This window comes from Fodinibius sp. GM21 (genome assembly GCF_058386955.1).
In genome coordinates, this window is the sequence record NZ_JBYEIQ010000003.1 from 466,751 (window position 1) to 490,516 (window position 23,766).

Here is a 23,766-nt window from a genome sequence, read left to right on the forward strand (position 1 = left end):
AAATCAAGCTGTATTAAGCAACTGGTACCCTTTACTTTTTAGACCAGACATACTCATCTCAATAGAATTTTTATCTAGATAAGAGAATGCTGAATTATTCATGATTTCTGCTAATAATTGTTCTTCTGCTTTTTGAAAACTTTTACTCCGCTCAGTTGCAATTAGCTCCGGTCTATTCCACTGATCCCAATCAAGAGAAAACGGGAGATCTTTGGTTTTAATGCTACCACTTTGGGCCTGCATCAATGCATTGTTGATGGCATTTTCAAGCTGACGGATATTCCCGGGCCAATAATATGTAATACACTTATATAAAGCCCGTAGTGAAATCCGTGGATCACTTCCTTTTTGTTTTCGATATTCTGACAATAATAATTTAATTATTGGATAAATATCTTCTCGACGATTTCTCAACGGTGGAAGCCAAATACATACTGGATTAAGATGATGCTGGATATAATCCCAGTAATTTTTGCTGGCAACTTTTTTAAATTCACTTTTGCTAATTGTTAAAACGATACGAAAGTTATTTAGTCCCCGATCATAACCTGTAGACTTCTTCATTTTTTTCTGAGAGCTGGATACTATCTCTGCAATATGGATCTGATTTTCGAAAGAGAGCTCAGCAAAATGATCTAAAAATAAAACCCCTCCTTTTGCTTTTTCAATGGCCTCGTGTTCTATTTTAATTTCATCCTCTTCAATATCTAAATGACCCTGAAAATTTCTTTTGAAAATGGAATGATGAATGGCAGGACAGAAAAAGCTTTGAAATTTCCCCTCACAATTACTTTGCTCATAAATTATTTGAGCTAACAATTTCTTTCCTGTTCCTTCTTCCCCTACTATTATTACATTGGAATTCTCTTCTGCCACAATCTTAAGTTTTGAATAAATATCCTTCATCAACGCACTCTTGCTGATATTCATCAAGGTTTCTATATCTATATCTTCTCCTACTTTAACCATATTATCTGTCCTGTTTCTTGTTTTAAGCTAGAAGTTAATAGTGGCGGAAAAGTGATGCCCTCCCATGGTATTAGCAATAGGAGATAGACCATAATCAATTCGTACCAGTTCTGTTATAACTCCCAGCCCGAATCGGAATCCTCTTTCATTTATTCCCCTAACATAACCCGTTCTGATTGCTAGCTTATTTATTGGTTTTATCTCTAGGCCTCCTTTATAAATAAGGCCATCCTCCCCAAATATTTTTTTATTCCCCAGGGAAACGGACAAAAAATGACTATCCGCATTTTCGGGAAACGTCATTGTTGCACCAAGTTCTAAAGTCTTGGGCGTTGCCCAATCCCCTCTTAGTATGGTAGTATCATCAAAATCATTATGATACCATATATCGGGCCCGATATCTCTGAAAGCTATAGCATAACTGACTGACGAGGTTGGTGCATATAATACTCCTATATCTAAATTTCCTGCCCATGCTATCTGAAATCTATTCCACCCGCGTATTAAATTTCCCCGAATACCAACGCTTAATTTAGGGGTAACAGCTAAAGCATAACCGGCACTTAATTGAATTCTTCTAAGATCTAGCTTCGTAATAGGGGAACTGTCTATATATCTGAGTCCTCCAAGGCCGTTATTTTGGACTGAAAATCCCGCTGCTATTGCATGTAAGGAATTTTTAAATACCGGAATATCAATATATTCTGACGCAATATTGTTACTCCAATTCTGGTCACTGCTTATTACTATCGATTGAGGGTTTTCATTATAGATCAAAGTAGCTGGATTTAGGCTCATGTTGGTAACATCATGATAATCGGCAAGGGTTGCTCCACCTAAAGCGTACGTTCTTGCTGATGTTTCCTCACCATTAAAAAAGTCCCAACGGGTTTGAGCTACGCTCTCGGTACCTGAAAAGTGCATACATGCCACACATATCAAGCAAAGAAGAATACTCCGATTGAAGATATTATTGAACATTTTTGCGTAATTTTTCTAAGATTATATCAATTTACAGCCCGAAATAATCCAAATACCATTATTATATCTCTCAGGAATGATGATAGCTCCCTAACCAAATTTTCCTCCTGAGGGACATACACAATATCTCCTGGTCCCACCGTTACCTCAGGATTGAGTTTCCCCTCATTAAAGTAGGTTGTCATATCAACCTTTTGATAATGAGGATTATGCTCCCGTCTATATATTTTAACATTCGCAAGATCAGCGTCTCCCGTTGTTCCCCCAGCCTTTGAGAGCAAGGCGAAAACAGAAATATCATCAACTACTTCAAAATTATTAGGTTGATTCACTGAACCCAATACAGTAATTACATTATCACTCTTATTTAATATTGAGACAGTGATTTTAATTTCTCCTTTGACATAATTTTTCAGTCTTTCCCGCAACTCTTTTTTCAAGCCCTCTTTTGTCATTCCATCTACTTTTATCTCTCCTAATAATGGCATTGCGATAGTACCGCTGCTGGAAACTTTGGTTTGAGTATTAAAATCGTCGTGCCCCCAAACCATTATTTTTAATTGGTCACCAGACCGTATAGTTACTTGCTCAAATGTGCTATCTGGCATTACACTTTGATTCGAGGTAAGGGAACTTACGACTTGATTTTGAGAAGCTTTTTTGGTTGAAACACATCCCAAAATGAGTACTGGAGCAAGGATAATTAATATCAGAAGACGACAATTAGAGATCATATTTGGCTTCTTTTTTAAAAGTATTTCATTAAACATTCCTTCAAGAAGCATGCCATAAACAGAAAATCACTCAACAAGTAGCACTCTTAGGAGTGCACATCGGAAACTGTATCAAATCATATATCCTAACCATAGAAGCAGATAATGAAAATGAGAATTATCTGCACACTAAAGATTAAGATAGGTGTGCAAAATTTTGGATTTACTTACTTGAACCTAGTCGACAAAAACTATTGGCCTTTTATTTATTTTTTTAAAAGCAAGTTAGACCGAAATAGATAAATACTTTTATCCTGATATATATATAGCCATTGAAATTACCTACCTATCATTTATTTGGCATGAGTATTGCAATTACTTAGACAGGCATACAACTAACTGAGAGGCGGATCAGAATTTTAAAAAAACTTATTGGCATGAGTCCAATACAAATCACTGTACAGGAGCTAAAAAGAATCATTAAAAGGCGTAAGCGGCTTTTAATTGTCATTCCTGTCCTAATGACAATAATTGGTATTGCTATTTCCTATTTAATTACGCCCAAATATGAATCCTCAATCTCAATATTGGTACAGAAAGAGCAGACTCTTAATCCTCTTGTTCTACATGACATGGCAGTAAGTCTTGCATCCGAAGACCGCCTACAATCATTTAATGAAATCATTTATAGTCGACAAACCATTGAGGTACTTATAGATAGCTTAGACCTTGCACAAGATGTAACAAATAGCATGGAAAGGCAGGACCTCATTGAAAAACTAAAGCAAAACATTCAAACAAACTTTAAAGGGTCTGATTCATTCAACATTACCTATTATGATACAGACCCGGAAAGAGCCAAGAGGGGGACTGAGATTCTCGCTAATCATTTTATTGAAACCAGACTCTCAATTGAAAATAAACGTAATGAACAGACTGTTGAATTTTTTGAGAATAAAATTAAGGACTTGGAAAAGGCTGTCAAGAAACGACAAGAAACACTCTTAACTCTTTCCCAAAAACGAATAGAAGAATCCCCTAATGATAAAGCAGCCCTCAACAATAAACTCCAAAATATCGAAGAACAAATTGAATCAACGGAAGATCGGATATCTGAATTAAATAGAGTTTTGAAAATTGTAACCAATATCTCAGGAAATACGTTGGCAGAAAGTGATTTTGAAACACTTTATAGTTTGCCCTTAAATAATATCCCGCTGGGTAACAAACTAAGAAGTAACTTGGAAAACTATGATAATCTACAACAAGAATACACTACAAATTATCCTGAATTTGACAAGGTTACCCAACAAATCTTGTCTGTGTTAGATCGAATTCCCAATGCGATTCAATCCGAAATTGAATTAAAAAAAGTCAATTTAAAAGACTTGAAACAACAACGGGAACAGGTCAAAAATGCCTTACAGGAAAATATTGCTTCCAACCGCATAGACGAAGTAGAGAAAGCAGATTATGGGATTTATCGAGAGTTATACGACAAAATGAAAGTTAAGTTAGAACAAGCCCGCACTACGAAAGATCTCGGTGAGAAAACACAAAGCCAATTCATAGTCATTGATCCTCCCTATTATCCGGAAGAACCCACATCTCCAAATCGAGCGTTAATTACAGCCGGGAGTTTTTGTATAGGAATCATTCTCGCTGTCATTGCAGTAGCTGCTGCCGAAATTCTAGATACCATCATTCGAAAAGAAGAAGACGTCCACGACTTTGAAGCACCTGTAATTGCCTATATACCAGATGGAACCCAATAGAATAGTATTATGAGTGAAAAAGAAAACGAGCTTCAAGAAATTCAGAAATTACAACCACGACCATCAAAGCTTGACAATAAGCCCCCTCTGGATATAAAAATCAATGCCGAACAAGCCTCTTATCTAGATACAAATGTAGTTTGTAGTAAGTATTACAATAGTTTCAACTATTCCAAGTTACCCCAAGAATATAAAAATATTCAACTTACGCTGGGTGTTACTAGTGCTAAAAAGGGAGAAGGAAAAACATTGGTCTCCTCAAATATGGCCGTTTCTTTTGCTTTAGGATATCGGAGGAAAACGGTACTGGTTGACCTTAATCATAAAAATCCAAGACAGCATGAAATTTTTGGCGTAGATCAACGACCGGGACTGGTTAAGGCAATAGACAAGGGGAAAATTGATCTGACACAAACAAAGGTGGACGAATTGTTTTTACTACCAACCGGTGACGTTCAAAATTTTAGACTTGAGTTGAATAACATCATGGCCATCCGACATGTAATAGATTCTCTAAGAACGAGATTTGATTTTGTAATTGTAGATATGTCATCAGTACTACCAATTGAAGATTTTCCCGTCCTATTTGCTAACGAAGTAGATGGTTTATTAGCTGTATTAGATACTCAAAAGACCAGAAGGGACGATATTGAAGAAATGTTTAATCATTTAAATGAAAATCAGGTTCTCGGATTTATAATGAATAGATATGGTACTGAGAACTAGTGATTGCAATAGAATTTAGAAACTATGACAACACTGATGGGGATTATCGCCTTACATCTATTAGTTATCATAAGTGGTCGGAAATTTAAGAATAAAGGTCTCTTAGAGAATACAATAATCATCATCCTGACCCTTCTGTTGGTAGGATGGGTAGCATTGGGAATGTATATGATGGAAAAGCCAGAACCCAGAATAGGTTTTTAGGGATGTTTACTTCCAAGTACAGAAAAGTGTCATTTAAAAATCGATTTGAACAATTGGTTTTGCAGCCATTGAGGCTAAACCATAATTCAATTGCAATTTTAGGGATCACATTACTTGGAATAATCCTATGTAGTACCACTTTGTATTTAACAGAGGGTAATATTAAAGCAACCATAGCAGCTCTTGCACCTTATGTATTGATATTAATCTCTATTTATCGGTTGGATTATAGCCTATATATTTTATTGTCTTGTGTACTTTTATTTGATCAATTTGCTATTCCCGGATTTTCTCCCTGGACTTATGAACTCGATTTTTTTCGGAATCTCAAAGAGATATCCTATATCCCTTACCTTCCTTTTGGAGTCGTAAATCCAATTGAGCTTTATTTAATACTTTTGGGATCGTTATGGTTTTTAGTGGTTGTCGTTAAAAAAAACTATCGACTCCAGCAAATCCCTGTCTGGGGGGCATTTATAGGCTTCTTTCTTTGGTTTTTAGTAGCATTTGTTAATGGCATACGCTCTGGTGGGGATTTTCTTATTGCCCTTTGGGAAGTGAGAGCACTGTTTTACTTCTGTGCCTGTTATCTTCTGGTTCCGCAAATAATCCAAACCCGAAAACAGCTTAAGGGTTTGGTTTGGATATTTATTATCGCTATTTCATTTAAGGGCTTCCAAGTACTTGAACGATTCGTAAGCATGGGATTTAGTACTGCCGGCCTGCAAACATTAGCAAACCATGAGGATCCGGTATTTATAACCACGCTGTTAATATTGTTGACAGCAATGACGATATTCAAGTCTGAAAATAAACAGCGCTGGGTATTATTTATTTTGGCTGTACCCCTCCTTCTCAGCGTTTATTTATCGCTTCGAAGAGCCGCAATTGCCGGCATGTTGGTTTCATTTGCCGCAATGATATGGTTATTGCCCTTTCGGTATCAAAAAAAATTCTTAAAGTATGCTCTGCCCACATTAGTGTTTCTGCTGATCTATGGATTTGCATTCTGGAATAGTTCATCGACATTGGCAGGCCCGGTTAAACTGATAAAATCCGGAGTCACCGAACCTTCATTCGAGGAGTCTCGCCAAGATTATTACTCCAATATGTATCGTGAAATTGAAAACTATAATTTAGCAGTCACTTATAGACGTAATCCAGTCATTGGAATTGGGTTTGGCAAAAAATATGATATGCCACTGAACTTGGCGCGTATCACATTTCCACTGCGAGACTACATACCTCACAATGAAATATTTTGGTATTTAATTAAAACCGGTAGTATAGGATTTTTCCTATTCTGGTTTTTTTTCAATGGTTTTGTGTACAAGGGAGTAACAGTTCTGGATAAATTGAAGGATCCCTATCTAAAATCAGTCTGTATCATGGTTATCCTGGCCGTCATTAATCAAATGGTAGTTTCATATTTCGATCTTCAACTCACGTACTACCGTAACATGATATACCTTGGCACTTTGATGGGATTACTACCACTCATAGAAAATCTCGGAGAAAAGAATCAAGAAGAAGATCATAACAAAACGTGAATAATAAGAAAGATTGAAGATGATATAAGACCTTTTAATCAAAAGAACTTTAAATATGTCATCATTAAATACACAACATTTTTTGGGCGTAAGGGTCGATAACCTTTGGCTTCATCAAGCTAGAGAACAAGTAAAAAGGGTGATCGAAGGCAATCAAAATTCCACCTGTACACAATCAATATTTTTTGTAAATGTGCATAGCATATTTTTGAGCCGAAAAAATAGACGATTCAAATCCAAGATTAATCAAGCTGACTTAGTTCTTGGAGATGGTATGGGGCTAGAAGTTGCCGGACATATATTGAATAGTCCGATGCGAGACAATCTAAATGGTACTGATTTCATTCCCCAAATTCTAGAAATGGCAGAGAAAAAAAATTGGTCAATATACTTGCTGGGGGCCAAGGAACAGGTAGTAAAGAAGTGCCATCAGAATCTTAGGAGACAATATCCTGAACTTCATATTGCCGGTTACCGTAATGGTTATTTCAAAAAACGTGAGGAGAAGGAAATAATTGAAACCATTAACAAAAAGAATCCGGATATACTACTTGTTGCAATGGGATCACCACTGCAAGAAAATTGGATAAGTCGAAATAAAGACCAGCTACAGGTTCCGGTTTCATTTGCAGTTGGTGGCTTGTTTGATTTCATATCTGGTACTGTACCCCGCGCACCAAGTTGGTTGAGAAATCTCGGCCTTGAATGGCTCTATCGTTTTATACAACAACCCGTTAAAAAATGGAACCGTATTCTTATAGAGATACCACTTTTTATTCCTCTGATTATTCTGAAACAGAAGGTGCCTAACAAGCTCAAATCAATATTTTAAAAGATTTTCGAATGTTATCAAACGTACAAAAATCGATTGCTAAGAATACCTCGGTTATGATGGGAGCGCAACTCATAACCTGGGTATCTAGCTTTGTACTATTGATTTTCTTGCCTCGCTACTTGGGTAGTGAGGCATACGGCAGATTATATCTGGCTATCTCAATTTCTATAATCTTAGAAGTAACTATTGATTTTGGTGGCAAGCATTTAATTCCCAAAGAGGTTTCAAGAGAAAAACCCAAAACAGCTAATCTGCTTGTTAACTTCTTAACATTACGGGCTGTCATCTGGGCTTTAGCCATGATTGGATTGCTAATCTTTAACTGGTTGGCTGGCTATCCTGCTGTAACCCAATACCTGATAATAATATTAGGCTTCTCAAAACTCTGGCAAGCTGCCAAAAGAACATTGAAAAGCTGTTTCCAGGGCCATGAAAAGATGGAATATCCGTCCATTGGTTCTATTGTTGAAAGGGTATTTATCTCGGCTTCTGCAGTTTCAGCTTTACTGTTGGGGGCTGGAGCAATAACAATAGCGATAATAATGGCCGTTGGTGTCCTTTTAAATTTCTTGGTCCTAGCCAAATTCTCAAAAAAAATTGTGAAGGACCTTCCAAATTTTGATTGGGCAGTAATTCGAAATGTATCACAAATAAGCATTCCCTATTTCATGTGGTCATTATTTTCAGTCATCTATTATCGGATTGATACCGTTATGTTATCGCTATTGACTAGCGATAGAGTGGTTGGCTGGTACGGGGCTGCCTATCGTTTTTTTGATGTGGTTATGGTCTTTCCAAGCATATTTACAACGGTGATTTTTCCGATCTTTTCCAGATTGTGGGTTGATGAGGAAAACAAGATGTTCAAAACGTTTCAAAAGAGCCTTAAATACATGGTTCTGCTAGCACTACCTGTTTCTATTCTGATCGTATTCTACTCAGAAAATATTGTCTCACTTTTCTTTGGACTAGCTGAATATAAGCCTTCAATATTTGTCCTAAAGATCTTCTCAATAGGAATACCTTTAGTCTATATCGATTTTATACTCGGTAATACGATATTAGCTATAGATAAACAAAAAAAATGGGCCGTCGTCGGTTTTGTAGCAATAATTATCAATGTTGTGCTAAACTATATTGCTATTCCTTATGCCGAGGCAAGCTGGCAAAATGGGGGGATTGGGGCCGCAGTTACCACACTATTAACTGAGCTATTCATTATGGTCTCAGCGCTGACAATGCTCCCTTCCAAATATTTCAATACTATCCGCTACTCTCCAATACTACGGGTGATACCAGCTTCTATTCTAATGGGGCTATTATGCTGGTTGCTTTCTACTACACCAATCTATTGGATGGTTCAAGCAATTATTGCCGGAATTAGTTACCTGGTAAGCATATGGTACTTAAATGTATTTGATAAAAAAGAACAGCAAATGCTTCGTAAATATCGAGACATTAGAAAATTTTGGAAACTAATTAAAAACAAGGGGGAATCAACAGCATGAAAATCTTACATGTTTTTCCATATCTGCCTACTCCGAAAACTTTTGGTGGTGCACTACGGATCTATCATATCCTAAAACATCACGTAAAGCATCACGACGTTACCGTATGTGGATTTGATGATCGTGGCGATAAAGATGCCTTTTTTAAAGAATTTCCACAGTTAGAAGGGAAAGCTCATTTTGTATCACGACCATTTAAAAAAGGTTACAGGCGAATATTTCAGTTTTACTCTCTATTTACAAACCACAGCTACACCTATAATGTAACTGCGTCAACAAAGCTTCAGTGTACTATTGATGAACTGGTTCATTCCAATGAATTTGATGTTGTGTTGACCGAATTTCCAACAACAGGAAAGTATCAATTTGATACGAATGCAGTTCAAATCATCGATGCACACAATGTGGAGTACCACAATTTTAAACGGATGTCTAAAATTAAAGACTCCATTTTACGGAAGTATTTTTATAAACGTGAATATAAAAAAACAAAAAAAGAAGAGATAGAGATCATTGATCAAAAAGATGCCATGTTTGTGACAAGTAAACGGGACAAGGGAATTTTTGACCAAGATATTCCAAATGTACCAAAGTTTGTGATACCCAACGGAGTAGATACAAATTTTTTCAGCCCTTCCGAGAATGAACCTGAATCCAAAAGCTTAGTTTTTACCGGCTCGATGGGCTATGTACCTAACTCTGAAGGAATCTTATACTTTCTTGATGAAATATTTCCTCTTATTCAAGAACAGCTACCCGATATTAAGATATATATCGTAGGAATGAACCCGCCGAAATCAGTTCGTAAACGGGCTTCTGATAATGTAATTGTAACGGGGTTTGTTGATGATGTTCGTCCATATGTGCATAAAGCCAATGTATATGTAGTACCCCTACAAATGGGTAGCGGTACACGACTTAAAGTTCTTGAAGCACTGTCTATGAAAAAACCTGTAGTAACGACAAGTATTGGGTGTGAAGGTATTGACGTGGTAGATGGAGAATCTGTACTCATCCGAGATGAAAGCCAATCGTTTGCTAATGGAATTGTTGAACTCATTCGTAAAGAATCACTGAGAAATAAACTAATTAGTAATGGATATGAATTGATTAAAAATAAATATGATTGGAATGTAATTGGCAATCATATCGAGGAGACCTACAATACAATTCTTGACAACGAGACTAAAAAGTGAAATGAAATCAAACTTTATCAACGAAAATATTTGGAATACTAAAATCCGATTTTTCATCAAAAAACTAAGATCGAAGATTATGCAAGTGATTGAAGAAATAAAAACAGTCGATCCCAGTAACACAGAATCTACCATTCACAAAAAATCGAACCCTGTATCTAATTCTTCTCCAGTTACGATAGAGGTATTTAATACCGAGGAAGTATTTCAAAAATTACAGGGGGATTGGAATAAATTAGCTACTAAAGCCGATACCCCGATTTACGTTACTCGGGAATGGATATCTTGCTGGTGGAAACATTTTGGGCGACATCCCAAACGTAACCCTTTTGTTATTGCTTTATATAAGAATGACACGCTTATTGGTCTCGCCCCACTATATAAAGGAAGGTCAGCAATTGGATCTATAGATTTTCAAGTACGACTACATATGATGGGGTGCGGCGTAGGTAAACAAGAGTTTCTAGGCTTTCATGATGAATATGGGAGAAGTGATTTTTTAGATATTATTGCAGATCCGGACCATGAGGAAGAAGTAGCGAACAAACTCCTATCTTTTTTATTAAAGCCTGAACTTGAGGTAGACACCCTTTCATTACAGCATCTAAGGGATAATAGCTTCGTAAAGCGCAAACTGCAACCACTTTTAGATGACAAGGATATCGACTACGATTTAGAACAGACTGATATTTGTCCCTATATAACGCTACGAGAACCTGACACAATGGAGGAGTACCTAAAACAATTAAGCTCAAACACACGTCGAAGACTACGCCAAACGCTCAGAGCCATTGGAGAAGAAGATGGATATAAAACCAAACAAGTTGATTCGTCAGAAACACTTCAAGAGGAACTGGAAAAACTGCGGGAAATGCATCAAAGCAGATGGAATGGATTTGGATATCCCGGAGCTTTCTTTGACACACGTTTTGACCATTTTTTAAAAGAATTTGTTGAAGAGGTTTATGATCAGGGATGGGTCTGGTTTAAACAGGCGATTGATAAAGATGGATATGCCGCTACGAGGTTAGCACTAAAATTTAATAACCGGTTTTATGATTATATGTCTGGATTTGATGCAAGCTGTCCATCTTCAAAATATAGACCGGGTATAGGCTTACTTACTTTAATGATTAAAGATTCCATTGAAAAAGGGAATGCAGAAATTGTAGAGCTCCTCCGTGGTGATGAACGATATAAGTTTGATATGACATCCAAGGTCCAAAAAAACTGGAGGCTTTCTCTACCTCTGCGTACCAAAAGGAGCCCTGCAAGAAAAATATTATCTAAAATCTTACAAATTGGAACTTCCTTTCACGCCATAATCAGTCGAGAATGGACGCTAATGAAAGTTCAGAAAAAACTGAAAGGTACGCCTCTAATGGTTATAAACTATATAAAAACCCGTTACAGTATGCTAAAATACAAATATCAACAAAATTAAAGATTAAGATGCTTTTTAATACTAAATAACAAAATATCAGTCACTATGGAAAATGAAATGGAAATCCCGGCATTATCATGCAGTGAAATTGGCTTAGTTCAAGCTCTAGGGAAAGCTGATATATCTACCTACGCAGGTTCCTTTTTTAAGGATAATCCTGCATTGTATTCTAGATTTTCCCAAAGAAAAGTATTATTCAAACAATACGATAATACTGAATTTATCGCCCAGCTTTGTGATTTTGGAAAAAAAATAGATTCCAAACCAGTTCTATTTAGTGATGATGATAGGGCTTTGCTACTTATATCACGCTTTCGTGATAAACTACAAGAGTATTATCGTTTTCTATTACCCGATCATGAAATGGTTAAACAAATTCTGGATAAAAGGCTTTTCGTAGAGCTATGTGACAACTATAATTTACCAGCTCCCAAATCATTTGAAGTTAAATCCCTTGAAGATGTAAATAATGCCGCAACTGAACTTCCATTTCCTGTCATCATAAAACCTGCTTACAAGCAAGATTGGTGGCATTCTGACTTTGAAGAAAAGGTGGGTCCTTATAAAAAAGCCTATAAATGTGATACTCCGAATGATTTAAAAAATCTCTATTCCAAAATTTCAAAAATAAATAAACGCGCCGTAGTACAAGAATTTGTACCTGGGGATGACAATCAGCTCTACAGTATTAATATGTTTGTAAATGATGAGGGAAGCTTGAAAGGTTATTTCCTAGCCAGGAAAAAACGTATCTATCCAATTTCTGCTGGTACTGGCTGTTATATTGTAACAGTCAAAGATGAGAAAATGACAAATTTGGCAGTAGAAATTACTGAAAAACTTCAGTTGAAAGGATTATTGAATATACAATTCAAAGTAGATTCAAGAACAGGAGAACCTCGCCTTATGGAAATTCATACAAGAAATAGTTATTGGGGATACTTGGGATGTGAGGCAGGTGTTAATCTCTCAAATTTATATTATTGTAGCCTTACCGATAAAAAACCTCCCTCAAATAATAGTTATCAAAAAGGGGTCAAATACATAGACCTAGGGAAAGATATTAAAGCCTTTTTTCAATATAAAAATGCAGGTCTATTAAATTGGAAAGATTGGTTAAAAACATACAGAGGTGATTTTGTATTGGGAGGTATGCTTCTTGAAGACCCTCTACCTATCTTAATGAATTTTTTATTCATCTTACGACGACGATTACCCGGTTATAATTCCAACAGTAATAATGAGACCCTACCCACTTAAAACATGTAATTTAATTTTGTTTAGGACTAATACGATTTAGAAACAAGTGTATGAATGGTAATACCTTTCGATCTCTTTAGTTAAGGTGGCGGACTTAAAATGGGAGGGTACATTATACATGGGATATTTACTAATTTTCAAGGAGAACTGTAAAAAACTGAAGCAGAAGGAAAGCTGAATGGCGCTAGACAAAAAAAGAAATCAGATATGTAAGCTTACCCGAAAGTTGTCCGTTAGATAAGAATAGTCCGGTTTTTAGGATGGAGGTCAACTACTTCCAAATTATCTAATCTTTCTTTAGCAGGGGCTAGATTAGTTTGGTTTATAAAAGATGGGACGTTCTTATTTAGGGCCAAGTTACTTATACATATCTCGACCTGTCATCACCATAATATGTGCCCAGGGGGTGCCGGGTTCCATAATCCAGGGGGCTCCCTTGCTGGCCGGTTTCTTTGATAATCCGGTAGATTCCTGGGTAGCATAAGGAATATAAATAACATAAAGGGGGGAGGCATTTTTAACCATTCCGGTTTTGTAATCAAAACTTTGTGCGGATCCCGTAAGTGAATACAGAGCCATCGGTTTTTGTGGCAACTCGATTTCTCCCTCTTCAATTTCCTTATAGCGTATGCTATCCACCTTCTCTCGTGACAGTCCCCGGGCTTTTAGTTCCCGACCTCGTTTCATAAATGGCTCCAAGGCCTTGTGGTAGCAGGCCACATGAAAATTAGCCTGTTGGGGATCATCTGCGATGCATATCAACGGGTTTGCCCCCTCGCGCAAAGTCGTCAGTTCTCCACTGTCATTATACCCTAAAACTCTGGCGTCTTTTTTCATTCCATCAGGGGCCGGACTAACAGCGGCTTTTATCTGATCTTCTTTGCTTAGGGTATCGGGCTGTGCATAACTGACTGAAGTGCCTAACAAAAATATCGTTGCAACAATGAGGATAAAAGTTGTGGTAAGATTCACAATATGATGCTTTTGGTTAAGCAGTTATAACGTAGGGTGAAGTATAAATAAACCATTTGTAACATCACTAACAATAATGATCCCGCTTTCAAAAAAGGGATAATTACTCCAGGCGCCATCAAACAATAGATTGTTATTGTCCGGAAATGTGTCGAAGTAAGCAACTTCTTCTAAGTCTCCATTGGCAATATCATCAAGACTTAATATGTGAAGCCCCGCGGTGTAATTAGCCTGATAAGCATAGCTGCCTTTGACGTATTGATTATGGTCAATGGACGGCGTATTTGCTTCATGTACGCCAATCAACTCAGGATTATCAAGATCCTGTATATCCCAGATGTACGTTTGTGTATTGATTCCATTTTGTGCTTCGTCAAATTCATCATCAAGCAAAAAGTAGCGATGGTCGTCGGTTAACCATCCCTGGTGGGCATAGCCATTATTTTCATAGGTTGATTTTGCGATGGTTTCAGTCTTCTTTTTATCGGTCACGTTTGCTATCACCAGATGTGTTTCGCTGGAATTCATGCAAATTTCATCCCCCTGATAGTCGGCATCCGGACCATCGTATATCACACACTGCGTGTCATGTACGTAACCTGTTGAATCAAAACCGACCGTGCTGTCGCTGTGAAATCCTGCAAATTGGGGATCAAGCGGATTCTGAAGATCTATGATGTGCAACCCCCCGCCATAGGTATCCGATCCCACAATATATCCATACCCGGTCTCTTCATTGATAGCAATGTTATGAGCTTCCCCAAAACCATCGTATAGATAATCTTCCTGGAACCTCACCGGCGGATCTTCCACTTCTCTGAGGCGTGTTAAATCAAAGACCTGCATGCCGTGAGGCTGACCATCACTCACCACGTACAAATGGTTTTGATACACCTTGAAGTCACGCCATGATGATTTTTCATCATGCAAAAGCTCAGCACGTCTTCTCGTTTTTGCGGATGTATTCGAAACAGATTCAGGTTCCTCCAATTTTCCAATTACCCGCGGCTCAGAAGGGGTTGAAAGATCTATAAATGCAACGCCACCTACGAGTCCTACCAATGCATATTCAACCCCCGTTTCCGGATCAGTCCATCCCCATATATCATTAAGCGCCTGACCATCATCCAGCGGTTCAGCCAATAGATTCTGGGGCGATACCGTAGCCACCAAATCAATTTTGTTACATTCGTACCTATCATTTGATAGTCCGTCTGTGCATTCAAAGTCAGCAGATATATCAAACCCATTATCGGAATTGCCAACATTTGTCGTATTGTCGCTGCAACCTAAAACTAATATTGCAACAACAAACAGTAGAGAATAAAGAGATAATTTCATAAGAATACGGGCTGTATTTAGTCTTTTAACTGTACAAGAACCCCAAAGTTTCCATTTGATTCTTGTTTAAAGATATGCCCTTTTAGAAATCCGGAAGCCTTACAAAACCGACTTCCCGACCATAATTTTTATCAACTTATGATATCCCTACACTCTTCGCAATACCCAAATCAACTCTCCAATACAGTGATGAGTTTCACCCAGGTTAATTTCGGTATAATGCTCCTTCCCATTCTCAGATTGGGCCATCAGCTTCCTTTGCTCTTTTTGCAAACGTCGCAAGAATGCCCCCTGTGATGAGGCAATAAGAAATATGCTATCATCCTCAGGCTCCCCATCAAGGTCAACAACAGCAATGTCATTCTCTTCTATTGTTGGTGCCATTCCATCCTCGGAATTTACGTATCCTATTAAACTGTCAGGATCTGTAAATCCCCCAATATCATTTGAAATATCAGTATAGATATTTCCCGCCTTTGGACTGCTATCAAAATCCGGTTTTAGATCTTTTATATACAGCGAGGTATAAACTGGTATTGCTGTCTGTATATTTACCCCACTAACAGCTCTTTTTTCACCTTCACCATGCAGCAACCAATTTTTATTTAAATCACTGCATCTCTCAATTATTCTCTTGAGATCTAATCTTCCCCTGTTCTTTTGCATACTTAGGGTGCTGGGTTTCATATCCAAAAAATCTGCAACTTCTGCGTCTGTCTCTAAATGATACGCCTCTTTAATGCGTTCTAATATTACATTCACTTTGTATTAATGTCTACATTTTATAAGTTCACAATATGTGAATAAACAAATATTCAATTTATAAATAAACAACTTTTAAATCGAAAACAAATGCAAAACAGAAAGCGCAATGAGGCTGAGAAAGAGGTCATGAAAATGATGATCGATGCGGATATCACTCAAAAAATGATTGCTAAACATCTTGATATTACCCCTCAAGCTGTAAACAATCGTCTTAAAAGAGGTAGTGTCGATCCACTTATCAAAGCCATTGAGGAATTACAAAAAACTCGTTCGTAAGCAAAAAAGGACTGCGTGCGAATAAGGGTTAGGGGTTAGTACTAAAAATGAAAGGATTGAAAATTTAACCCTGTTGCAAAGAGATTATTGGAATTTTTGTCTCGGAATCCACAACCTCTTGTACAGATAATATTAAGCGGCTTATTACTTATTGTTCTTCGAAATAAAGATTCATAAACTGGCTTTCCTGTTCCACATTTCCAATTAAGACTAACTCATTATCGGAGTTAAGTTTGGTATCCGGATGAGGATTAATTTCCTGTTGCCCATTTTGTTTGATGGATAACACGCCACATCCGGTATCTTTTCTGATATTGGATTCTAACAGGGTTTTACCAATAAATGATTTTGGCGTTTCCAGGTTAAATACATTAAGGATCTCAATATCCTCACCACCGCCAAAAATATATTTATCATTATCGCGAACCCGCTCGGGATTTTTTTGATCACACGGCAACCCATATCCCGCTCTTCAAATTCTTAGGCCGTACCATATCCCACACGTCCGGCACCTACAATAATGACGGGCTTATTATTGAATCCATAGATTGCCACTTACTCATCAAAGCTTCGAAGCTGATCTACCCACCTGCTAAAAGCAAAACACTTTCTTTGTGGATAATTGTACCTGAGGCGGGTTTGATGAAGGGGAAAATCACGCTTACGCAATGATCAAAGCCGATAGCGCCTCCCAAAACCGAAGCAAACGTTTGATGCTTTACTTTGGTATTTCGGTTGCAAAGAAATTAGCTCATTTAGGAAGTAAAAAAACTCATAATCATCTATTAACCCGAACGCAATAAAAAGGAACTGTACCCGTCCAATCTATCAATCTTTTGATGCTTATGGGGAGATCTTATTCTTCCATAAATATAGGCGCTACGCTTAATACGCCAACATAATACCGAAAAAGTACTTATTCTAACACAAATCGGAAGGTAATCGTCCCCCATTGTGATTGCTGGGGTACTCCTGAAGGAAGCTGTGAAAAACGCCAACTGCGTAGTGTTCGCATAACTTCTCGCTCCAGTTCCGGATTCATTTTCTTGAGCGGCACTATGCGGCCAATTGAGCCATCGGGTTTTACCTCAAAACGAATAGTAATAGTAGCTTCGGCATCGGTCGTATTATCCGGTAACGGCTGCACCATGGGATTGCGCTCGATATCTCCCTCCCATTTGAGTTCGTACGGGGCCGATTTCTCTTGCTCATTTCCGGTCCCCTGGTCGGCATTGAGTTCTCCGGTATTCCCCTGTTCATCGCCGCTGTTTTCGGCGCCCTCTTGCTGTACTTCATCCTCCTCTGTTTTGGGCGGAATGGTTACCTCTTTGGGCTCATCAGTTTTAGTATCTTCCTGTGGATCCACCTTGTCCGTTTTCGGTGTTTCAATAGGCTCTTCCTCAACCTCTTCCGTTTGATCGGGTGCATCTACCGGCTTCGTCGTTTCTTCTGTGGATTCCTGCTGCTCTTCAACCGGCTCCGGCTCTTCGGGCTCCGGGTTTTCAGGTTCCCTCTCTGAAGGATCAGGACGTGTAGCCACCTGTTCAGCTTGCTGCTCAGCATACTCTGCAGGCGTACCTGTTTGAAACTCTCCAAATTCTACCTCTATAAAGGAAGGTCGTACATTTGACTCAATAGAAAAGGTATACAGCAAAAAAATGATCATCAGAGCCACGTGTACCCCGCCGGTTACGGCAAGCGCAAAACGATCTTCTTCGTTATTGAATACAGGTTGCTCCATAAACGTGTCTCTGTATTACCGGGATGCCTGTTCTGTAGCCATCACAATTCGCAAATTCAGCGCCTTGGCAATATTCATTACGCGCACCGCATTATCGATAATGGCATCCTTATCTGCTCTTAAAACAAGGGTAGCCTGCGTTTTGTTTCCTCTGGCTTCGCGCAGGGCCGAGGCCAACATGCCGCTGCTGGTAGGCTCACCATCAACATAAAACTGTCCGTCCTTGGTTACCGCAACGGTAATAAACTGGGCCTCTGTCTGGGCTCCGGTTTCTGCTTTGGGGATATCCACCTTGATCCCAAAGTTGGTAACAAACGACGAGGTCAACAGGAAGAAAATAAGGAGCAATAATACAATATCTGTCAGTGACGACTGTGAAAACAGCGTCAACGGCTCCATTCGGTTATCATCTTTTCTAAAATCCATTATCCCACCTTCTCACGCTCTTTTCCTTTCTTGTTTGACGGCGCCTGCAGCAAATCGATAAAATCTGCAGATGCGTTCTCCAGCTCGTGAACCATGCGGTTGATTTTACCTAGCAGGAAGTTGTAAAATCCATAGGCGATAATACCAACAATCAATCCCGTTGCCGTGGTAATCAAGGCCTCCCAAATACCCCCGGCCAATACACTTGGATTCACATTCCCCTGCAGCGACTGTATATCCATAAAAGCCTCAATCATACCGGTAACCGTTCCGGTAAACCCTATCAGCGGGGCAACACCTGCTATGGTAGCCAGCCAATTCATTCGTTTTTCCAGGTGATAAATCTCTTTTTTGCCGGCATTTCCAATGGCATCCTCAATATCTCGTATGGGTCGTCCCAACCTGCGGATACCCGCCTTAAGAATGCGCGCCAGAGGTTTATCTATGCCATCACAATAGGTTAAGGCACGCTGACGATCCCCATCTTTTAGCATGCTTTCCACCGTCCGCAAGAACCCATCGATTTCTACTCGCGCATTATTTAGTGAACGCCAGCGCTCGGCGATCACATAAATGGCAACAATGGACAGAATAAACAGCGGAATCATCAGTACCCCGCCTTCAGCCAGCAGTTCCAACATCGACATTTGTTCTTGTTCTGCAGCCATACTTAATGTGTCAGCGGCTGCGGTATCAGTTTGTACCTGTACTATCAAAAAGAATAACGCTTGCATAATGTTTTATAGTTACGAGTCTGTTATTGAATTCTTTTTATGAAATTATTGTCTTGGTATCGCTGCGGAATTTCACCCATCGCCTGCTGGGCATCACTGACGGTCTCAAACTGGCCAATACCCACACGATAATAGGTTGTTCCCTCAACCTGGGCCTGACTTATCAACGCACGAAAACCGGCCTCCTGTAGTTGCTGCCGATTTTGCTCTGCTTGCTGTTGATCACGCAGAGAATGTACCACAATAGTATAACCGTCCGCAATGTCTTGATTGGGTTCCCCCATCAATCCATAACGATTTTGCTGCTGAGTAGCCGGTTGGGTGCCAGTATCTTCTCCCTCTGTTGATACTACTGACGGCTGCTCAGGTTCCACGACCTCTTCATCTTGACTAGGTTCTTCATCTGATTGCGTATTGCTACCATCAGCAGGACTTACCGTTTCTGTGGATTGAGGCAATGCCGTAGATGTTTCAGTACTGTTTGTTCCCGTAAACCCAAAGTCATAAATCATCCACCCGCCAATACCCACAACCAGTACCACTACTACGGCAACGATAACAGTTCCAATCGTATCGCCTTGGGATTCTTCTTCAGTTTCTGCGACGGGTTCTTCCAGCTCCGGATCTTTTTGAGGTTCCTCTTCTTCGAGATCTTCCCCTGCTGTTTTCCCAAACACGGCATCAAAAACTTCTTCCGCTTTTTGTTGATCGGCTGCTATCTCTTCTTGTTCGGTATCTTTCTCACGTTCCGGTTCAAGTTCGGGTTCTTCATCTTGCGGCTCGGATTCAGGCTCAACAGCTTCTGTTTCTTTTTCTTCGTTTTCTTGCCGGGTAGCATCAGAATCAAAAGCCCATTTATTCTCAGAATCTATACCTTCCGGCTCAGCCTCAGTCATATCCACTTCGGGAACTTCCTTATCATTTTCAGGCTCTTTAAACGCCCCGATAAGCTCAATGGGTTTCATGCCCGCGTATTTGTTATTAATCTCTGTCTCGAGGGTATCGCCGGGCTCAAACTGCAAGCTTTCCTCTTCCATGCTGAAAGTACCAAACCCTTCCACTTCAAAAGCTTTTCCCTCTTCAGAAGCCTTTTGTATTCGGCTGATTAATTCAGAAAGCTGTGTCTCAACCTGTTCACGCTCCAATCCCGTTTTTTCTTCAAGAAGTGATATCAGTTGTTCCTTATCGATAGTCATATCCCCAGTTAATTTTCCGGAATAAAAGTGATGGTATCCTTGGGCGGCATCATCACAACCCGGCCGCTGTCATACTGTTTTTGAAATTGTTTTCGATGCTCAAACTCGAAACGGCCAACGCCTTCGAGATATACGTCATTTTTCCGGGCTATCTCTTCACGAATAACCTCAGAAAATGCTTTGATAAACTCTTTATCCATCACCATTATAATTTTACTGTTACCCCGCCATACGCTTGAAACGGTCGCTCATTATACCCTTGCCAAACCTCGTAATCCTGATTTAATATATTTACCAATTTAGCATAAACTCCAATCCGTTCTGTAATTTGCACATCAGCCTGCCCCCCGAGCAATATAAAGCTGTCCAGCTTTTCATTCGTCTGATAGGTTCTACGTGAACCTACATAATCAGCCCATGCTTCGAAAGATATTCCATCAAAAGGCTGCACTGTGAAGCCAGAGTTTACTCCTATTTTTTCCTCAAACGGAATACGTCCGCCACCATCAAGTTTAGGTGAACGTAAATAGACTTTTCCATCCACTCGTAGTCTTTCAGGAATAATCTGATGCACTACGCCCGCATAGGCTGATACTTTATAAGCATCCCTATACTGCATTTCATAAAACTCATACAGGGGATTTCCACTTCCATCCGTTTGCCCGTTTTCGGAACGCAGATAGATGGGGTAATCCGTCATATCCTCGTACTGAAATCCAAAACTAAACTCTCCCTGATCGGTATATTCTACACTGGCTTCTGCCTTTCCATACATGCGATAGGTATGGCGAAGCGTATTTTCAACGGTCAAAAATCGATTCTCTGTGTGTCGCTGCTCCAGTGTTTTTATATATGGCTGCGCTCCGGCCGTCACTTTCAACGTCAGAATATCCAGCAACGGATGCTCTACCGTCACCTCCGGCCCCACGTATATCTTGTCTGCATCCACATTATTTTGTGCATAATAGACACTGGCATCCACTTTAATATCGGTAGCATAATTAAACTGACGCTTATACACCATGCCACCCTGGGCGGTCAGCCAAGAATCCTGAGCGATGGCGTTTTCATAATTTCCGCCCTTGGCACCTGCTTTTATAGTAAAGGTCTGGTCGGTGTTTCTACCGGCCCATTGCTTAGCTACCGACACGTTATACACCCGCTCGTCACTCTTTCCAGTCAACGCATCTGCATTTTTCAGATCAATATTGTAGTAGCGAATATTAGCATCTGCTTTCCAGCCGGTGACAGTATTTTTAAAATGTCGAAATTCCATTCCCAAATTAATGCCATTATACTCTTTGCGAGCACCGGCCGGGATCGTGGACGAGGGCAGATCATACATATTATTAAAACTGGTTTTGAAGCCCCCATTCACTGATAGCTCAATTTTTTCGCTAAGCTTTGTAGCATACTCTGCGTTGGCATCAAAAAATCGAAAACTACTGTTCTGGTTATCGAGATGCCCATCAGAAGAAGAGTAATCAAAATCGCCACCGATGTAACTTTTGTTATTGAGTCGCTTCACCCCCCAAAATTTTGCTTCGGGACTCATGTAACTTCCAAAACCCAATCGGCTGAATATATTTTGTGTCGAGGAGTAAGGAAAACTCATATAGGCCGGCGGTTCCGGGCGGGACAATTGACTTACCGGAATATTGGCAACAACCTGCTCAGGCGTTTCCATAAAAGGCTTGCGATTAGGATCAATCTGATATACCCTCGGATTAGGATCGAACCCCAGAATAGGCTGCCGGCGTAAGCCCGGAAACCGCGCCTGAAACTGGCTGCGTATTTCAATGTCCTGTGGATCGATCTCGGGCAGCATGGATGATTCCGCATCCTGTTGCTGTTGAGCAGCCAAGGGGTTGGCCGCCAAAACCGTAACGATAGTAAATGCTAATGCTGATAATATCCCTTTCATATATGTTTTACTGCTATGATGCTCATAAATCAGTGTTAAAGGTACTAATTTTTTAGCAACGATTAATGTCTCAATTAAGGCCATTTTATACCCGGTTCTGAGCCGTCTGTTTCGAATAACGAAAAAAGAATGAGAGAATTGCAAGAAGGCGCGACTTGCAGAAAAAAACCCTAAAACAATCCTCAAATAAACTTTAAACGACCGGTTTCCCCGCCTTGGTCGATCGAAGCTTGTCAATAAATAAAAATATGGGCGTTATACTTGATACAAATAATACCATCACTCCGTGGGTAACCGTTGCATATGCAATACCGGTAACGGCGGGCACGGCAAATAATACTAATAGCGACTGTTTTACAAAATAGTGATAGGTTCCGAGGCCACCGGGCGACGGAATAGCAATACCGATGGCAGAAATAACGGTAATTACGAGAGCATCCAGCATATCCAAGTTATATGCCTCCTGCATATCAAACATCCAGAACGGAATATAAGTCATCAACGTGTAGCACAACCAGATTAAAACGGTATAAAGAATAAATAACCACCACCGCTCTACATCGCGGGCCGCCAAGAGTCCATTTCTGAACATGATATAAGCTCTTTTAGCCTTAAAAATCCACCTTCGGAGAACTTCAAACCTGGAACCGAGATAGACTATAAACTTGATCAACAAGTAGCCAATACCAATAACAGCTGCCAATAAAAACGCTACCCATACATACGTTAGTAAACTTGACTCATTCGTAAGAAAGTTAATGGTTTCATCCCCAAAGATCTGTCTCAGTAAATTCAGGTCCGCAATAACATACACCGACACCACAACCATCAGAAATACCATAACAGCAATATCGATTACGCGCTCCAATACGATTGTGCCCATTAATTTCGAACTGCTCAATCCCTCCTTTTTGCCTACATACACCGGACGGGAAACCTCTCCAAAGCGCGGGCCGACAAGGTTCATCATATATCCAACCAAAACCCCCGAAATCAAGGTGATGCGATCAAGCTCTTCTTTGTCCTGCTCAATAAAAAGGCGCCAGCGTTCAGCTCTAAAAATATGACTGAATAGGGCCGTAATCGCGAAAGGAAACAACCAACCAAACTGGATGTTCTTCGAGTACTCCCACACTTCCTGTACGCGCACATTACGAAAAGCCAACCACAGAAAAAGGACTCCCAAAGATAATGCGAGCCCTATCTTAATTACTTTTTTATACATTAATA

The 23,766-nt window shown here is 39.5% G+C and carries 23 protein-coding genes; 9 read left to right on the forward strand and 14 right to left on the reverse strand.

Features of this window, described 5'->3' with window-relative positions:
• Window positions 1-3: 3 nt before the first annotated feature.
• The 3 genes from ACT3IB_RS09300 to ACT3IB_RS09310 all read right to left on the reverse strand — a co-directional run bounded on the left by ACT3IB_RS09300 (window position 4) and on the right by ACT3IB_RS09310 (window position 2,735).
• Complete coding sequence (locus ACT3IB_RS09300) at window positions 4-969, reverse strand: sigma 54-interacting transcriptional regulator (protein WP_491538728.1); 966 nt, start codon at window positions 967-969, stop codon at window positions 4-6.
• 27 nt (window positions 970-996) lie between these two features.
• Entirely contained in the window at window positions 997-1,893 is an 897-nt protein-coding gene (locus ACT3IB_RS09305) for a PorV/PorQ family protein (protein WP_491538729.1), read from the reverse strand.
• Window positions 1,894-1,976: 83 nt separating this feature from the next.
• A complete protein-coding gene (locus ACT3IB_RS09310) occupies window positions 1,977-2,735 on the reverse strand; it encodes a polysaccharide biosynthesis/export family protein (protein ID WP_491538730.1) in 759 nt (252 codons plus the stop codon).
• 365 nt (window positions 2,736-3,100) lie between these two features.
• On the opposite strand from ACT3IB_RS09310, the gene ACT3IB_RS09315 reads away from it, so the two are divergent.
• The 8 genes from ACT3IB_RS09315 (at window position 3,101) to ACT3IB_RS09350 (ending at window position 13,161) form a co-directional block, all read left to right on the forward strand.
• Window positions 3,101-4,438, forward strand: a complete 1,338-nt coding sequence (locus ACT3IB_RS09315) for a GumC family protein (protein WP_491538731.1) — start codon at window positions 3,101-3,103, stop codon at window positions 4,436-4,438.
• A gap of 9 nt (window positions 4,439-4,447) precedes the next feature.
• Entirely contained in the window at window positions 4,448-5,164 is a 717-nt protein-coding gene (locus tag ACT3IB_RS09320) for a tyrosine-protein kinase family protein (RefSeq protein ID WP_491538732.1), read from the forward strand.
• 344 nt (window positions 5,165-5,508) lie between these two features.
• Window positions 5,509-6,918 carry an O-antigen ligase family protein gene (locus tag ACT3IB_RS09325; protein ID WP_491538733.1) on the forward strand — a complete coding sequence of 470 codons (1,410 nt, stop codon included), beginning with the start codon at window positions 5,509-5,511 and terminating at the stop codon, window positions 6,916-6,918.
• Window positions 6,919-6,973: 55 nt separating this feature from the next.
• Window positions 6,974-7,750, forward strand: a complete 777-nt coding sequence (locus ACT3IB_RS09330) for a WecB/TagA/CpsF family glycosyltransferase (protein WP_491538734.1) — start codon at window positions 6,974-6,976, stop codon at window positions 7,748-7,750.
• Window positions 7,751-7,761: 11 nt separating this feature from the next.
• Window positions 7,762-9,261, forward strand: a complete 1,500-nt coding sequence (locus ACT3IB_RS09335; RefSeq protein ID WP_491538735.1) for a flippase — start codon at window positions 7,762-7,764, stop codon at window positions 9,259-9,261.
• Window positions 9,258-10,457: a glycosyltransferase gene (locus tag ACT3IB_RS09340; protein ID WP_491538736.1), complete on the forward strand. Its 1,200-nt coding sequence runs from the start codon at window positions 9,258-9,260 to the stop codon at window positions 10,455-10,457. The genes ACT3IB_RS09335 and ACT3IB_RS09340 overlap by 4 nt, the downstream gene beginning before the upstream one ends.
• 1 nt (window position 10,458) lies before the next feature.
• The gene (locus tag ACT3IB_RS09345; RefSeq protein ID WP_491538737.1) at window positions 10,459-11,901 is read left to right on the forward strand and encodes a GNAT family N-acetyltransferase; all 1,443 of its coding nucleotides are present in this window, start codon (window positions 10,459-10,461) and stop codon (window positions 11,899-11,901) included.
• A gap of 45 nt (window positions 11,902-11,946) precedes the next feature.
• The gene (locus ACT3IB_RS09350) at window positions 11,947-13,161 is read left to right on the forward strand and encodes a carboxylate--amine ligase (protein WP_491538738.1); all 1,215 of its coding nucleotides are present in this window, start codon (window positions 11,947-11,949) and stop codon (window positions 13,159-13,161) included.
• 357 nt (window positions 13,162-13,518) lie between these two features.
• Here ACT3IB_RS09350 and ACT3IB_RS09355 read toward each other — a convergent pair whose 3' ends face one another.
• The 3 genes from ACT3IB_RS09355 to ACT3IB_RS09365 form a co-directional block, all read right to left on the reverse strand.
• Window positions 13,519-14,133, reverse strand: a complete 615-nt coding sequence (locus ACT3IB_RS09355) for a hypothetical protein (RefSeq protein ID WP_491538739.1) — start codon at window positions 14,131-14,133, stop codon at window positions 13,519-13,521.
• A gap of 24 nt (window positions 14,134-14,157) precedes the next feature.
• On the reverse strand, window positions 14,158-15,474 hold the full coding sequence (locus ACT3IB_RS09360) for a choice-of-anchor B family protein (RefSeq protein WP_491538740.1): 1,317 nt from the start codon (window positions 15,472-15,474) through the stop codon (window positions 14,158-14,160).
• A gap of 147 nt (window positions 15,475-15,621) precedes the next feature.
• Entirely contained in the window at window positions 15,622-16,236 is a 615-nt protein-coding gene (locus ACT3IB_RS09365; RefSeq protein WP_491538741.1) for a LexA family transcriptional regulator, read from the reverse strand.
• Between the two features lie 90 nt (window positions 16,237-16,326).
• Here ACT3IB_RS09365 and ACT3IB_RS09370 point away from each other — a divergent pair, with 90 nt between their 5' ends.
• Window positions 16,327-16,515 (forward strand): hypothetical protein, encoded by a 189-nt coding sequence (locus tag ACT3IB_RS09370; protein ID WP_491538742.1) that lies wholly within the window; start codon window positions 16,327-16,329, stop codon window positions 16,513-16,515.
• 148 nt (window positions 16,516-16,663) lie between these two features.
• Here ACT3IB_RS09370 and ACT3IB_RS09375 read toward each other — a convergent pair whose 3' ends face one another.
• The 8 genes from ACT3IB_RS09375 to ACT3IB_RS09410 form a co-directional block, all read right to left on the reverse strand.
• A complete protein-coding gene (locus tag ACT3IB_RS09375) occupies window positions 16,664-16,972 on the reverse strand; it encodes a cation:proton antiporter regulatory subunit (protein ID WP_491538743.1) in 309 nt (102 codons plus the stop codon).
• Between the two features lie 459 nt (window positions 16,973-17,431).
• Window positions 17,432-18,256 carry an energy transducer TonB family protein gene (locus tag ACT3IB_RS09380; RefSeq protein ID WP_491538744.1) on the reverse strand — a complete coding sequence of 275 codons (825 nt, stop codon included), beginning with the start codon at window positions 18,254-18,256 and terminating at the stop codon, window positions 17,432-17,434.
• Window positions 18,257-18,271: 15 nt separating this feature from the next.
• Window positions 18,272-18,682 carry an ExbD/TolR family protein gene (locus ACT3IB_RS09385; RefSeq protein ID WP_491538745.1) on the reverse strand — a complete coding sequence of 137 codons (411 nt, stop codon included), beginning with the start codon at window positions 18,680-18,682 and terminating at the stop codon, window positions 18,272-18,274.
• Window positions 18,682-19,416: a MotA/TolQ/ExbB proton channel family protein gene (locus tag ACT3IB_RS09390; RefSeq protein ID WP_491538746.1), complete on the reverse strand. Its 735-nt coding sequence runs from the start codon at window positions 19,414-19,416 to the stop codon at window positions 18,682-18,684. The genes ACT3IB_RS09385 and ACT3IB_RS09390 overlap by 1 nt, the downstream gene beginning before the upstream one ends.
• A 23-nt stretch (window positions 19,417-19,439) precedes the next feature.
• Window positions 19,440-20,612, reverse strand: coding sequence for an SPOR domain-containing protein (locus ACT3IB_RS09395; protein WP_491538747.1), 1,173 nt, complete (start codon window positions 20,610-20,612; stop codon window positions 19,440-19,442).
• Window positions 20,613-20,620: 8 nt separating this feature from the next.
• The gene (locus ACT3IB_RS09400; RefSeq protein ID WP_491538748.1) at window positions 20,621-20,812 is read right to left on the reverse strand and encodes an HU family DNA-binding protein; all 192 of its coding nucleotides are present in this window, start codon (window positions 20,810-20,812) and stop codon (window positions 20,621-20,623) included.
• A gap of 5 nt (window positions 20,813-20,817) precedes the next feature.
• Window positions 20,818-22,620 carry a TonB-dependent receptor gene (locus ACT3IB_RS09405; protein WP_491538749.1) on the reverse strand — a complete coding sequence of 601 codons (1,803 nt, stop codon included), beginning with the start codon at window positions 22,618-22,620 and terminating at the stop codon, window positions 20,818-20,820.
• Window positions 22,621-22,729: 109 nt separating this feature from the next.
• Window positions 22,730-23,761 (reverse strand): lysylphosphatidylglycerol synthase transmembrane domain-containing protein, encoded by a 1,032-nt coding sequence (locus ACT3IB_RS09410; RefSeq protein WP_491538750.1) that lies wholly within the window; start codon window positions 23,759-23,761, stop codon window positions 22,730-22,732.
• Window positions 23,762-23,766: the final 5 nt, after the last annotated feature.

Coding starts and splice junctions, on each gene's coding strand:
- ACT3IB_RS09300 (WP_491538728.1), bottom strand. CDS start 969: ATGGTTAAAGTAGGAGAAGATATAGATATAGAAACCTTGATGAATATC.
- ACT3IB_RS09305 (WP_491538729.1), bottom strand. CDS start 1,893: ATGCACTTTTCAGGTACCGAGAGCGTAGCTCAAACCCGTTGGGACTTT.
- ACT3IB_RS09310 (WP_491538730.1), bottom strand. CDS start 2,735: ATGCTTCTTGAAGGAATGTTTAATGAAATACTTTTAAAAAAGAAGCCA.
- ACT3IB_RS09315 (WP_491538731.1), top strand. CDS start 3,101: ATGAGTCCAATACAAATCACTGTACAGGAGCTAAAAAGAATCATTAAA.
- ACT3IB_RS09320 (WP_491538732.1), top strand. CDS start 4,448: ATGAGTGAAAAAGAAAACGAGCTTCAAGAAATTCAGAAATTACAACCA.
- ACT3IB_RS09330 (WP_491538734.1), top strand. CDS start 6,974: ATGTCATCATTAAATACACAACATTTTTTGGGCGTAAGGGTCGATAAC.
- ACT3IB_RS09335 (WP_491538735.1), top strand. CDS start 7,762: ATGTTATCAAACGTACAAAAATCGATTGCTAAGAATACCTCGGTTATG.
- ACT3IB_RS09340 (WP_491538736.1), top strand. CDS start 9,258: ATGAAAATCTTACATGTTTTTCCATATCTGCCTACTCCGAAAACTTTT.
- ACT3IB_RS09345 (WP_491538737.1), top strand. CDS start 10,459: ATGAAATCAAACTTTATCAACGAAAATATTTGGAATACTAAAATCCGA.
- ACT3IB_RS09350 (WP_491538738.1), top strand. CDS start 11,947: ATGGAAAATGAAATGGAAATCCCGGCATTATCATGCAGTGAAATTGGC.
- ACT3IB_RS09360 (WP_491538740.1), bottom strand. CDS start 15,474: ATGAAATTATCTCTTTATTCTCTACTGTTTGTTGTTGCAATATTAGTT.
- ACT3IB_RS09370 (WP_491538742.1), top strand. CDS start 16,327: ATGCAAAACAGAAAGCGCAATGAGGCTGAGAAAGAGGTCATGAAAATG.
- ACT3IB_RS09380 (WP_491538744.1), bottom strand. CDS start 18,256: ATGGAGCAACCTGTATTCAATAACGAAGAAGATCGTTTTGCGCTTGCC.
- ACT3IB_RS09385 (WP_491538745.1), bottom strand. CDS start 18,682: ATGGATTTTAGAAAAGATGATAACCGAATGGAGCCGTTGACGCTGTTT.
- ACT3IB_RS09390 (WP_491538746.1), bottom strand. CDS start 19,416: ATGCAAGCGTTATTCTTTTTGATAGTACAGGTACAAACTGATACCGCA.
- ACT3IB_RS09395 (WP_491538747.1), bottom strand. CDS start 20,612: ATGACTATCGATAAGGAACAACTGATATCACTTCTTGAAGAAAAAACG.
- ACT3IB_RS09400 (WP_491538748.1), bottom strand. CDS start 20,812: ATGGATAAAGAGTTTATCAAAGCATTTTCTGAGGTTATTCGTGAAGAG.
- ACT3IB_RS09405 (WP_491538749.1), bottom strand. CDS start 22,620: ATGGCCTTAATTGAGACATTAATCGTTGCTAAAAAATTAGTACCTTTA.
- ACT3IB_RS09410 (WP_491538750.1), bottom strand. CDS start 23,761: ATGTATAAAAAAGTAATTAAGATAGGGCTCGCATTATCTTTGGGAGTC.